This window comes from Proteus faecis, from assembly GCF_003144395.1.
Classification (GTDB): Bacteria; Pseudomonadota; Gammaproteobacteria; order Enterobacterales; family Enterobacteriaceae; genus Proteus; species Proteus faecis.
This window is the reverse complement of record NZ_PENZ01000027.1, coordinates 90,965-103,281: the sequence shown is the minus strand read 5'-3', so window position 1 is coordinate 103,281 and position 12,317 is coordinate 90,965. Positions and strand designations below refer to the sequence as shown.

The 12,317-nt window shown below is 37.6% G+C and carries 10 protein-coding genes; 4 read left to right on the top strand and 6 right to left on the bottom strand.

The features are described from left to right. Nucleotides 1–136: 136 nt before the first annotated feature. Both fbp and ppa read left to right on the top strand, forming a co-directional pair. Nucleotides 137–1,144 carry a class 1 fructose-bisphosphatase gene (gene fbp, locus DK858_RS06370; protein WP_109396691.1) on the top strand — a complete coding sequence of 336 codons (1,008 nt, stop codon included), beginning with the start codon at nucleotides 137–139 and terminating at the stop codon, nucleotides 1,142–1,144. Between the two features lie 197 nt (nucleotides 1,145–1,341). Beyond that, complete coding sequence (gene ppa, locus DK858_RS06365; protein WP_006535717.1) at nucleotides 1,342–1,869, top strand: inorganic diphosphatase; 528 nt, start codon at nucleotides 1,342–1,344, stop codon at nucleotides 1,867–1,869. 85 nt (nucleotides 1,870–1,954) lie between these two features. Here the strand turns inward: ppa and DK858_RS06360 are convergent, their stop codons facing one another. The 6 genes from DK858_RS06360 to tamA all read right to left on the bottom strand — a co-directional run bounded on the left by DK858_RS06360 (nucleotide 1,955) and on the right by tamA (nucleotide 9,993). Beyond that, nucleotides 1,955–3,031 carry an MFS transporter gene (locus DK858_RS06360; protein WP_109396690.1) on the bottom strand — a complete coding sequence of 359 codons (1,077 nt, stop codon included), beginning with the start codon at nucleotides 3,029–3,031 and terminating at the stop codon, nucleotides 1,955–1,957. Between the two features lie 54 nt (nucleotides 3,032–3,085). Continuing rightward, complete coding sequence (locus DK858_RS06355; RefSeq protein WP_228407197.1) at nucleotides 3,086–3,415, bottom strand: hypothetical protein; 330 nt, start codon at nucleotides 3,413–3,415, stop codon at nucleotides 3,086–3,088. A 47-nt stretch (nucleotides 3,416–3,462) separates the two neighbouring features. Further along, a complete protein-coding gene (locus DK858_RS06350; protein WP_228407195.1) occupies nucleotides 3,463–3,633 on the bottom strand; it encodes a hypothetical protein in 171 nt (56 codons plus the stop codon). A gap of 440 nt (nucleotides 3,634–4,073) precedes the next feature. Continuing rightward, the gene (locus DK858_RS06345) at nucleotides 4,074–4,421 is read right to left on the bottom strand and encodes a gamma-glutamylcyclotransferase family protein (protein ID WP_109396688.1); all 348 of its coding nucleotides are present in this window, start codon (nucleotides 4,419–4,421) and stop codon (nucleotides 4,074–4,076) included. A 5-nt stretch (nucleotides 4,422–4,426) separates the two neighbouring features. Continuing rightward, complete coding sequence (gene tamB / locus DK858_RS06340) at nucleotides 4,427–8,254, bottom strand: autotransporter assembly complex protein TamB (protein WP_323368233.1); 3,828 nt, start codon at nucleotides 8,252–8,254, stop codon at nucleotides 4,427–4,429. Further along, nucleotides 8,251–9,993 (bottom strand): autotransporter assembly complex protein TamA, encoded by a 1,743-nt coding sequence (gene tamA, locus DK858_RS06335; RefSeq protein WP_109396686.1) that lies wholly within the window; start codon nucleotides 9,991–9,993, stop codon nucleotides 8,251–8,253. Before tamA ends, tamB begins: the two co-directional genes overlap by 4 nt. A gap of 138 nt (nucleotides 9,994–10,131) precedes the next feature. Between tamA and msrA the strand changes: the two genes are divergently transcribed. Together msrA and DK858_RS06325 are read left to right on the top strand one after the other, a co-directional pair. Next, nucleotides 10,132–10,758 carry a peptide-methionine (S)-S-oxide reductase MsrA gene (gene msrA, locus DK858_RS06330; protein WP_228407193.1) on the top strand — a complete coding sequence of 209 codons (627 nt, stop codon included), beginning with the start codon at nucleotides 10,132–10,134 and terminating at the stop codon, nucleotides 10,756–10,758. Nucleotides 10,759–10,908: 150 nt separating this feature from the next. Further along, nucleotides 10,909–12,294, top strand: a complete 1,386-nt coding sequence (locus tag DK858_RS06325) for a polyamine export protein PaeA (protein ID WP_109396682.1) — start codon at nucleotides 10,909–10,911, stop codon at nucleotides 12,292–12,294. The last annotated feature ends 23 nt before the right edge of the window (nucleotides 12,295–12,317 follow it).

Here is a 12,317-nt window from a genome sequence, read left to right as displayed (position 1 = left end):
TCACTATTCTAACGATCAAAAAGCAGATAAGAAACGGATTAACCTTTGAATCATCCGATTCTTTGGCTAAACTTGCCACCACCAAGGAGTTTTTCCTCCTTTTTTACTTTACCCACTCACATTCAGGACCTGCGTCATGAAAACATTAGGCGAATTTATCGTCGAGAAACAACAAGATTTTCCCCATGCAACTGGCGAACTTACGGCATTACTTTCAGCAATTAAGCTTGGGGCTAAAATTATTCACCGTGATATCAACAAAGCAGGGTTAGTCGATATTCTTGGTACTAACGGTGTTTCTAATGTTCAAGGTGAAGCCCAGATGAAACTGGATCTTTACGCGAATGAGAAACTCAAAGCTGCATTAAAAGCACGTGGTGAAGTTGCGGGTATCGGATCAGAAGAAGAAGATGATATTGTTATCTTTGAAGGTGATCGTGCTGAAAATGCTAAGTACGTCGTGTTAATGGATCCATTAGATGGTTCTTCGAATATTGATGTAAACGTTTCCGTCGGTACTATTTTCTCTATTTACCACCGTATTACACCTATTGGCCAATCAGTAACCTTAGATGACTTCTTACAACCAGGTCATCGTCAAGTAGCGGCAGGCTATGTCGTTTATGGATCATCAACCATGTTAGTTTATACAACAGGTTGTGGTGTTCATGCCTTTACTTATGATCCTTCTTTAGGTGTATTCTGTTTATCTCATGAAAGTGTACAATTCCCACCAACAGGAAATATGTACTCAATCAACGAAGGTAATTACATCAAATTCCCATTAGGTGTAAAAAAATACATTAAGTATTGCCAAGAACAAGATGTGGCAACAAATCGCCCTTATACCACTCGTTATATCGGTTCTTTAGTTGCTGATTTTCATCGCAACTTACTAAAAGGTGGGATTTATATTTACCCAAGTACAGCAAGCCACCCTACTGGTAAATTACGTTTACTGTATGAATGCAATCCAATGGCATTCTTAGCTGAACAGGCTGGCGGTAAAGCAAGTAACGGTAAAGAACGTATTCTTGATATCGAGCCCAAAGAACTTCACCAACGTATGCCTTTCTTTGTAGGTACTAAATCGATGGTTGAACAAGCTGAAAGCTTTATGGCGCAATATCCTGACGAAGAATAATTCATTGGCTTAGTCGCCATATAGATAAACCGGGCTTCTCTTTCGTCCGGTTTTTTCATCTTTAATAATAGAGCTTCTTTTTATTTACTGCTTATTTTTGCATCATAACGCAACAGGTTTGGCAAAAAACGGGTATTGTTAAAAACTTTTCGCTATACTAAAGGCCACGTAAAATTATTTTTTATAGGAAATTTTTTATGAGCCTGAATCATGTTCCTGCTGGTAAAGAACTACCAGAAGATATCTATGTTGTTATTGAAATCCCAGCAAACGCTGATCCTATCAAATACGAAGTTGATAAAGAAAGTGGCGCACTGTTTGTTGACCGTTTTATGTCAACTGCAATGTTCTACCCATGCAACTACGGTTACATTAACAACACGTTATCTTTAGATGGTGACCCAGTAGACGTTCTGGTTCCAACTCCATATCCATTACAACCAGGTTCAGTTATTCGTTGCCGTCCTGTTGGCGTACTGAAAATGACTGACGAATCAGGTGAAGATGCGAAACTGGTTGCAGTTCCACACACAAAACTGAGCAAAGAATACGATCACATTAAAGATGTGAACGACTTGCCTGAGCTGTTAAAAGCACAGATCAAACATTTCTTTGAGCACTATAAAGATTTAGAAACTGGCAAATGGGTTAAAGTTGACGGTTGGGAAGGCGTAGAAGCAGCTAAAGCTGAAATTCTTTCTTCTTTCGAGCGCGCTAAAAAATAATTCTGACCCACTCAGAATAACTAAGTGAGTTATTACTTAATAATTTACTGATAAATAAGCTCTTCATTTTATTGAAGGGCTTTTTTTATGATGATATTGTGCTTCTTTTCAAGCATATGACAAGCAAGATACCATTTATCAAAGTTATCCCTATCGCGATAATCATCAATGTATAAATAAAGGTGATTTCACCAGTAGAGAAAAACAGAAGCCCACCAACAATGGGCAATATCATCTGATTTAATAAAATCATCAGTGATGAAATACTCGCAAGTTGATTGATAGGAATAATTTCTATCCTTAATAATCTCAATATATTACCTGAAAAGACTTTTCCAATAATTGAAATAGCATAGCAAATGATAAATATAGTTATTGAGCTTTGAAAAAAAACAAGTAAAGAAGAGCTTATCGTAATAATGGAAATTGAAATAATAATTAACAATATTCTACTTATATATTGATTTAAATAGCTGTATAAATATGTTCCTAATACACCAAAGATACCCGCCACAATATCAATAAATATAGAAAATAGCAGTATGGGTGAAGAAATAATATAAATAAATTTTTTAGTAAAAATCACTCCTTCCTCTAGATTACTTTTATTATTAATATCTGTCCTTATATAAAAAAACAAAAAGAAAATAGCATTAATAAAATAGAACATACAAGGTATAATAATTAAATATTGATAGCCAAAATCAATAAAAACAATCCCAATTAATGGTCCTATAATCATTCCTAAAAAATCTATTCTAGACATTATATTAATATGATGTTCTCTATTATGACTTATCAATACAATAATTTTTTCATAAGAAATTAATGTTTGTGAATTTCCAATAGAAATCAAACTCCCCACTAAACCAAAACTTATCGCTATCATTAAATCAGATGTAAAATATGTGAGTAATAAAAATAAACATCCTATTATTTTACAACTATCAGAAATAATAGAGATAGGACGAACACCAAGATCATCAATATATTTTCCAATAAGCGGTATTAAAAAAAGTCGAGGCAGCCACCATAATGCATATGTCAATCCTGCATATTCAATGCTTGTTGTTAATTGATATACAATAACAGGAGTAAGGAATACCATTAATCCATCAGCAGTTAATACCCCCAGAAGCATATAAAAAAAGATAATGCGCATAATGAAAATTAGACCTTTTCTTTAATTAACACTTTAATTGGTTTATTATTTTTATCATATAAAACAATGGACTTTGGCGTGTGATGTGTGGGTTGTTAATACTGATTTAAAGGTCGGAGAGTATTTTCGACAATCAATAAATTTAGCAAGTATCTTTTTATTTTTATTACCTAAGAAAGTTAGTGTATCTTTCTGACCCAGATGAATACCATACTGCCCATATTTAAATTTACTTTTTCCATGATAAATAATATTAATAGGATAGGTTGTAGCAAAAGGAACAACATAAGAATCCTTTTTTCCATTGTTAACTCGCCAACGAGAAATCCAATGTAATCCTGCTATATTAATATTTTTATTTAACTCAATAATATCCTTATTCACTATTTTCTCCTAAGTGAATAAAGCAGCCTTTTGGCTGCTTTTTTTAATTAAACACTAACTAATTCGATGTCATAACCTAATGACTTAGCGCTTTCAATAAGAGCATTTAAATTAGATGTATGCAATTTTAAATATTTATCATCAGCAGGTGCATTTTTAATGCCAGCAAGATAAGCTAGTTTATCTAACACCTCTGTTGTTTTTGTTTGTAATATCATATCAGTAAAAGGATGACTCTCTGTATTTTTTCAACCCTTTCCGGCTGACTTTTATAAAGCAATGAAACATCATTAAATTTACGCATAAGATCACCTTTCAAATTAATATTTAAAAAATAATAACAGTAAGTTTCATTATTTAACTAAAATGTTCTTTTATCTTTTTAGCATTAATTAAATTTTATTGTCAACGGATCAGCCATTAATAAAATTCATATCAATATAAATAAAAAATAAAGAAAATATTTGTTATTAATTGAAGTGAAAATAATAGTATTTTAATTAATTATTGTTTTATTAATGCAGGAAATAAGACTTTTATTAACTTATCAAAATACGATATTGAATTAAAAACGTCACCTTATCTAAATATAAAAATGGCTCGATATTATTATCGAGCCATTTTTAGTTAATTTTAATTAAAAACAGAAGGTTACTGATTACTCTTCTTCGTGACGTTTTAACCAGTCGCCACACTTTATTTCACGTAAGCCATCAACAGGCTTTTGATAAAGATAGATCCAAGCACTGCCATAAGGCGTTGAAATCAGTTGGCGCTTGTAATCTTGATCGTTCTTTTTCAGTTCATCAAGCTCTGTCAAGATAGAGGGCGTTATCCGATAGACTTCGCATTCTATTTCACCCTCACCTTCAACAACCGCAGGGTAAAACCCTAAATCATAGAGTTTATATCCCTTTAACTTATGCTCACCCAAAAGTTGTGCATAGGTCATCCAGTGATGGTTACCTTGGTTTTGCCGTAAACTACCATAAACAATAATTCGCATATAATTTAAAACTCAAATTGATAAAGCAGATCTATTGCCTGATTCATACCAGACACTGCTTGTAAATACAACCTGGGCATCAAGCGATAACGTAAGGTTAACGTCGCTAGCGAATCAAATATACCCACTCCATACTTCACTTGTAGATCGTTGGTGATCTTACCGCTGACCACAACTTGTGAGCTATCTCCCACACCTTGTGTATCAAGCGCTAAATCCGAAACACCAAAGGTTTCACCAATGCGCCCTACAAGCTGACCACTTTGACCAACGCCTAATCCTATCAGCATTGCTGTCATTTGTGATGAATCCGCATCACCACTTTTATCTAACCCTTCACCTCTTAGCAAGTAAGATAACGCTTCTTGCTGTGTAAATGCGGGTTCAGAGAAAATATCAACTTTAGGTTTATCTGCAAGCCCTGTAACCCTGACACCAGCAATCACATTATTTGCCGTATTTTCAGGATTACGAATAGCTTCAATATTCAAGTAAGGTTGATCAACTGGCCCTGAGAACAAAATTTGTCCCTTACGGACTTGTAGATCTTGCCCATAAGCTTTGAATTGGCCTTTTGGAATATCTATTTGGCCATTTAAACCTAGTCCTTGTTTATTCTGATTGACTTTGAGAGCTCCCGTCAATCTAGCTTTAAGCCCAAATGCGTCCAGTGTCACATCATCGCCAATATTAATAGCTAAATCACTTTGAATTGGAATCGATGTCTCTTTTGGAGCAATTGGCTGTAAGTTTTTATCCAGCATCACTTCATCAGAAGAAGCGGAGACCGCAGACTCTGGTAAATCTTGAACAACAATACGTGCCCAAGGAATATCAATGCGCCCATCTAATTTCAGTAAATTTGGGCTAGCCTCAAACACTAAATCAGGATTAACATCAATACGTACCATCGGAGGTAATGCAACACGTAGCTTGTTACCATTTGCTGCCACTACTGCGTGCCATTCATCTAACTTACGCCAATCGGCATTACCAGTAAGATTTAAATAACCTTCTGGAGTTTCAATTCTACCGCTTAGATCAGACGTCGCACCATTAAATTGAACATCAACATTCCCTTTCGTAATATCAAACGGGATCCAATGCCCAACCACTTTTAATTGATTAATGCCAAATTGACCCAATAACAGTGGAGATTGAGCGTTTCCGCCTAAACGTAATTGCGCCCCGACACGACCTTGAGCAATTTCACCTTTACCTAAAAACGGCTTGATTAAATCTAATGTCAAGTTATCGATATCCACCGTACCTGATAGCAGGCGTTTCTTCTCAAGATCCGCGACATGCACATTACCTTTAATATCACCATTACCCGCGATACTAATCAGCCATTGTAATGTCGCTTTACCATTGTTAACGCCTGCATTTAAGGTGATAGCATCAAAATCAATCGGTAAAATAGTGCCTTCAATATTCTGTTTTACAGCAACACCTTGCCCTTTCAGGTTGACTGATGCTTTCGGTAAACCGCCTTTTGAGTTCCACGTTGCCATCGCATCGCCAGTAAATACACCTTGAACAGAAGTTTCTGAAGGTAAGAAAGGTTTTATCATAGCGAGATCAAAACGTGTCAATGTAATTGCCGCCGATCCGCTTTCCCCCACCGTTATCGCTTTAGGCACACACACTTGTGCATTTGGGTTTATCCAACAATGAGAACCAATGGTGACTTGTTGCTTTTCTGCCAATAAATTCAACGCTATGGCTTTATTTAAACGCCACTCACCCACCGGCGTATCAAATGCTGTATTATTTAGCGTTCCTTTCCATTGCTGTTTTTCTTTATCAAATGAACCCGCTAATGTCAGTCCTCCAGAAACAGGCTCACCATCCATTTTTAACGTCAGTTTATGCTGTTTTTCGGTACCAGCAGCATCCAACGTTAAATTACGAATAACTAAATCGGCTTGTTTTAGCTGACGAGCAGTAATAGCTAGCTTGCCACCAATTTCTTTGTCCGATTGAACATCACCTTTGATAGTGATGGATTCAACACTGACTTGATCTTGCCATTTAATACCCTGTGCATTGATATCAGCGATAATCTTAGGTGTGTTCATATCACCACGAATATTTACCTTACCTTTAATTACGCCCGCTAATCCTGGCACTAAACCATTTAATCCTGGAGCATTAATATTGGCATCCAATGCCCATTTATCACCTAAATGCCCCTCAATATCGAGGTTATTCTTACCAAGAATAAGTTTTAATTGAGGGATATTCCATTGGCCAGAATCATTACCGTAAGCATTACCTCTCGCTTTAATAAGATTGTTTTTGATATTGCCATCTAAGGTAATTTCAGGAACACGTAATTGCCAACTTCCACCATATAGACTACCTGTTGTTGCAATGCGCCCATCTAATTTTGCTGGCACATCAGGGTACTGTTTTGCCGTATTAATTCCCGAAATAGTGAGCAATGCATTCCAGCTAATTGCCTTACTCCAATCAGCAACCCCCGTAATATCAGCATGACCTTGCAAAGCAGCTAAACGTAAACGCGTTAGCTCTATTTTCTCTTCATTCCCTTTTGCATCTAGCGTTAATTTTGCAGGCGGGATCTCCTGACCTTCAATATCAGAGCGTAATGAAAGATCATAATTATCCGTCTGACCATTCAAGCGTAATCGTGTATCGCGAAGTTGATACTGAACATCACCCGTTAATGGCCAACGAACTTTCTGGCTTTCGAGTGTCAATTTTAATGGAAGATGAGGTTTTGCCAATTCAGCTTGTGCGTCTAAAGTTGCTGTAACCGTTCCTGTTAAAGAGAGTGCTAATTTCAGTTCTTCAAGTAATGCACCTTGCAAAGAAAGCGTCGCTTTTTGATCTTTAAAATCTTCAAGCCCTGCAACATCGCGAATAGTCGCATTCACATCTAAATGAACAGGCCACTGTTTATCTAGGGTAATTCCCCCGTTTAAACTCACTTCACCTTCTGGCGCATCAACATTTAATTTAGTGAGATTAACTTGCTGACCTTGAGTCTTTGCTTCAAACAATAATTGATTAATCGTAACGGGTGCATCACCGCTAATCTGTAATTGCTTACCTTCAATTCCTTCAATATTGATATCAACAGGAATAATAATCTCTGGTAATTCGGCCAATAATGGTTTAGCAAAAATCGCTTTAATTGTTTCAGCTAAAGCCTGTTCTTTTTCTTCTTGTGTTGTCATCTCCGATTGAGGTTTGACAGCTACGGCTTCTTTTACATCTTGAGTCGTTGCTTCAATAGTTCCTTCTTCTGGTGTCTTTGGTAATGCCACCAGCAAATCATTAATAAGTGTTGGGTTTAATGTAACTTGACGACCTTCCCATTGTGCGCCAGTTTTAAACTCACCGAGTGAGATTGCCATATCGTCAATCTTCACATGCGTATTTTCTAATGAAAGAGAATTTAAATAGATAGGTAATGGTGCATTAAGCTCGGTTAAAGGCGCTGACGGAGGTGTTTCTTCAGAAGGGGGAAAAGCACTAGTATCAACATTAACAACAACATCTCGTGTGCCTAATGTATCAACACAAACTTGTTTATCGGTTAGGCATGCTAAACGTAATCCTAATGATAACTCCCCCACGTTCACATCAACGCCGGGCATTTGATATTCAATCCCCGTTAAACGCAGGTCTTGCCAACCACCATTAACATCTTTGATAACTAAGCCAGGAACCCAACGAGTTGCACTATTAACCGCGAAATGTAAACCTGATTGAGTACCTAAAATCCAAGCAACTGCACCGAATGTAAGCAAAATAATGATAAGGAGTGTTAGTGCAATCCATTTCAACCACTTTATTATCATAACTCAGCTCCTAACCCGATATAAAACTGGAGTCTACGCTTCTCAACGTCGCTCACAGGTAATGCTAAATCAAATTTAATTGGGCCCACTGGGGATGCCCAACGAACACCTGCACCCGCACCGGTTTTAAAATCACTACGAGTAAAGTCGTTAACCGCTTCACCACTATCAATAAAGACAGCACCCCACCAATTGCCCGTAACGTTATATTGATATTCTAACGAGCCTACTAGCATCCTTGATGCCCCTGTTAAATTTCCTTTACTATCTTCTGGAGAAATGCTTTGGTATTTAAAACCACGAACACTTCTATCACCACCGGCAAAGAAACGTAATTCAGGCGGTACTTGATCAAACGCATTGGTTTCAATCCAACCAAAATTGCCTCTTACCACAAAGCGATGGCCATCCCATGGTGTACGTATCCAAACATGTTGTGCTTGGAATGCAGCAAACTCAACATCAGAACCCCATATTTTATTGGAGTAATCTAAAGTATAACGTTGGCTATCCCCCCAAGTTGGCATCATACCACCACGTTGGCGTACACGGCTGGCTGTTACCCCTGGATAAAGCAACATGGTTGTATTTGTGACTTCACCTTGGGTAAAGTGGCTGAGACTCCAACGTGTATTCACACTGTATTGCCAGCCTGTCGACATATCCCAGTTACGAGACACATTTAGTGTTGTGGTATCCGAGCGAGTATCATTTAAATCTGTTCGTTTAAACCCTCCCTGAACACCATAGTACTGCTCTAATGGATTGACCTTCAGTGGAATTTTATAGTTGGCACCAATAGATTGTTCAGGCTGAGAAACACTGATATTAGAGGTTAAACTATGACCTCGTGAATTCATCCAAGGCTTATCCCACTGCATATTAAGGCGAGGGCCAACATCAGTAGCATAACCACCACCAAGCTCAACATAGTTACGAGAGCGAGGAGTTACAACTGCACTCATAGGTAACAGATAAGAGCCTTCTGCACGCGCTTTAGCAATATCGGGTGTCACAACCGCAGAGTTAAACCACCCTGTTGCAGCTAAACGGCGATTAAATTCAGCCAGATCTTCTGAAGAGTAATATTGTCCCTCTTTAAAAGGAACGATATTTTGTAGGTAGTCTTCACGGATTTGAGATCCTGTATAATTCACTTTTCCGAAACGATAGCGTTCTCCACTATCGAAAACAAAATCCCAATATGAGGCATGATTATCTAAAGAAACCCCCAACTGACTTTTTTGCATTTCAGCATCAAAATAGCCACGACGAATTGCAAGCCCTGTTAATGAGCCTTTGAGTTTCTCATACTCCGCATGGTTTAAAACACTATCAAGAGGAGGCGTATTCTCTTTAATGACTTTCGCATATTGGCTATCTGTTTTAGCACCACCTTCGAGAACAATATCGACGCCTTTCAGTAAAATAGGAATACCGGGTTCAACTTTAGCGGTTAATACAGATCGTGCAGGAGGGGTATTTTCTTGATAAGAAAATGTCACTTTAGGCTGATAATAACCTAAAGGGCGAAGGCCTTCTTGAATTGCCTTTTCAACACGCGCACGAAAACGCCCGTCAGGTGCAACTTCTTCTGTTGTAATGTTTGATAGCTGGACTCGTGCATTTTTTTCGAGTTGCCCTTCTAAACCTTCTACTTTTAAACGCAAATTTGCCCCATAAGCAACAGGTGCGATAAAAGACAGACAGAGAACGTAGATAACGGAGTATCTCGGCACGTTTTCTCCTCAATATTATTTAATCCATGAGATAAATTGACGACAAACTGTTTTAAGCTTTATTGTAGATTTAGTTTATAACAATATTAAACCTTTACCATAGTAAAGCGTTTACAAATATAAAAATTGGAGTCTACCTTGCAACACAAAGCTTACCAACCAGAGAATGCCTTAAGGGGTACTTCGATACCATTAGAAATATCTGCTAATCACGCAGTAAATGGGCATTCTATTTATGATATTCCAGATAATATGGATATTGCTTATTTTGCGATGGGCTGCTTTTGGGGTGTTGAACGTCTATTTTGGCAACAACAGGGGGTTTACTCGACAAGTGCGGGTTATAGCGGTGGTGTAACAGAAAATCCAACCTACCAACAAGTTTGCCAAGGTTTAACTGGCCATAGTGAGGTGGTGAGAATTGTTTTTGATCCTTCGATCATTAGCTATTCACAACTTTTGGCACTTTTCTGGGAAAACCACAATCCATCACAAGGTATGCGCCAAGGTAACGATATTGGTAGCCAATATCGTTCTGCCATTTACACTGTCAATTCAGAGCAATATGCGCAAGCTATTGAGTCCAAAAAACGTTATCAACAAGCGATGAATACCCAAGGTGCGACTGAAACAATTACCACTGAAATTCAGCCAGCGGGCCCATTTTACTTTGCAGAAGATTACCACCAGCAATATTTATACAAAAACCCACAAGGTTATTGTGGATTAGGCGGGATAGGTATCTGTTATCCTCCTGAAAAGTAAAACTAGCAGAAAATAGCAGGGCGATGATATAATTACGCCCTCTTATCTTTCTTTGTGAATAATTACATCACAATATATTGATTTATCTTCTATTTTTAACATTCTAGTATTGCCCTTTGGATTAAATACTTAGGGTGGTGTGAGCCTTATATGCTTAATAGTTTACTCATTGTGCTTTTGCTTTGTGCTATCAGCGCCTTTTTTTCGCTGTCTGAAATCTCTCTTGCTGCTTCTCGTCGAATTAAACTCAAACAACTTGTTGATGAGGGCAATATTAACGCCGCACGTGTATTAAAAATGCAAGAAATGCCGGGCATGTTTTTTACCGTGGTACAAATTGGATTAAATGCTGTCGCAATCTTGGCGGGTATCGTTGGTGAGTCAGCCTTCTCTCCTTCGTTGAAAAACTTTTACCTCCAATTTTTTGAAGAGCCGTTAGCACAACAGCTTGGATCTGTTTGTTCCTTTATTATTGTCACATCCATGTTCATTTTATTGGCTGACTTAACACCAAAACGCATTGGTATGATAAAACCTGAAGCTATCGCATTAAGAATTGTGAACCCAATGCGTTTCTGCCTTGCCTTCTTCCGCCCTTTGGTGTGGTTATTTAATGGTATGGCAGATCTCATCTTCAAGTTATTTAAAATCCCAATGGTCAGAAATGAAGACATTACTTCTGATGATATTTTTGCCATTGTAGAAGCAGGTGCTGTTGCTGGGGTTTTACGTAAACAAGAGCATGAGTTGATTGAAAATGTCTTTGAATTAGAATCTCGTACTGTACCATCCGCCATGACACCACGAGAAGATGTGGTCTATTTTGATCGTGAAGAGACTGAAAGCGATATCAAAGAAAAAATTGCTACTCAGCCCCACTCTAAATTTTTAGTTTGTGAAGGGGATATTGACCATATTATTGGTTATGTAGACTCTAAAGAACTTCTTAATCGCGTTATTAACGGACAAAGCCTAAATCTCAATGAGGGTGTTCATATTCGTAAAGCGCTGATTATTCCTGACACATTAACACTTTCAGATATGTTGGAAAGTTTTAAAACATCCGGTGAAGACTTTGCCATTATCCTTAATGAATACGCCATGGTAATGGGTGTTATTACACTAAATGACGTGATGACAACCTTGATGGGTGATTTGATTGGACCGGGACAAGAAGAGCAGATTGTGAGCCGTGATGAGCATTCATGGCTAGTTGAAGGCGGTACGCCAATTGATGATGTGATGCGTGTACTTGATATCGACGATTTCCCTGATTCAAGTAACTACGAAACAATCGCTGGTTTTATGATGTATCGTTTACGTAAAATTCCTAAACGCACTGATTATGTGAAGTTTTCGGGATACAAGTTTGAGGTTGTCGATATTGATAATTACAAGATAGATCAATTGCTTGTAACAAAAATTGATGATATCCCTCCTGTTAAACCTGTTTTACAAGAACATGTTCCTGTTACACAGACGACTACAACAAAAGTTGAAACTCAAAAAAATGAGAATAATAAAGTAGCCGATTAATTAGTAACGTAGCTCAATTAATA

Bases quoted from the DNA above. Each gene is read 5' to 3' on its own strand.
- DK858_RS06350 (WP_228407195.1), bottom strand. From the start codon at position 3,633: ATGATATTACAAACAAAAACAACAGAGGTGTTAGATAAACTAGCTTAT.
- DK858_RS06345 (WP_109396688.1), bottom strand. From the start codon at position 4,421: ATGCGAATTATTGTTTATGGTAGTTTACGGCAAAACCAAGGTAACCAT.
- DK858_RS06325 (WP_109396682.1), top strand. From the start codon at position 10,909: ATGCTTAATAGTTTACTCATTGTGCTTTTGCTTTGTGCTATCAGCGCC.
- DK858_RS06360 (WP_109396690.1), bottom strand. From the start codon at position 3,031: ATGCGCATTATCTTTTTTTATATGCTTCTGGGGGTATTAACTGCTGAT.
- ppa (WP_006535717.1), top strand. From the start codon at position 1,342: ATGAGCCTGAATCATGTTCCTGCTGGTAAAGAACTACCAGAAGATATC.
- fbp (WP_109396691.1), top strand. From the start codon at position 137: ATGAAAACATTAGGCGAATTTATCGTCGAGAAACAACAAGATTTTCCC.
- tamB (WP_323368233.1), bottom strand. From the start codon at position 8,254: ATGATAATAAAGTGGTTGAAATGGATTGCACTAACACTCCTTATCATT.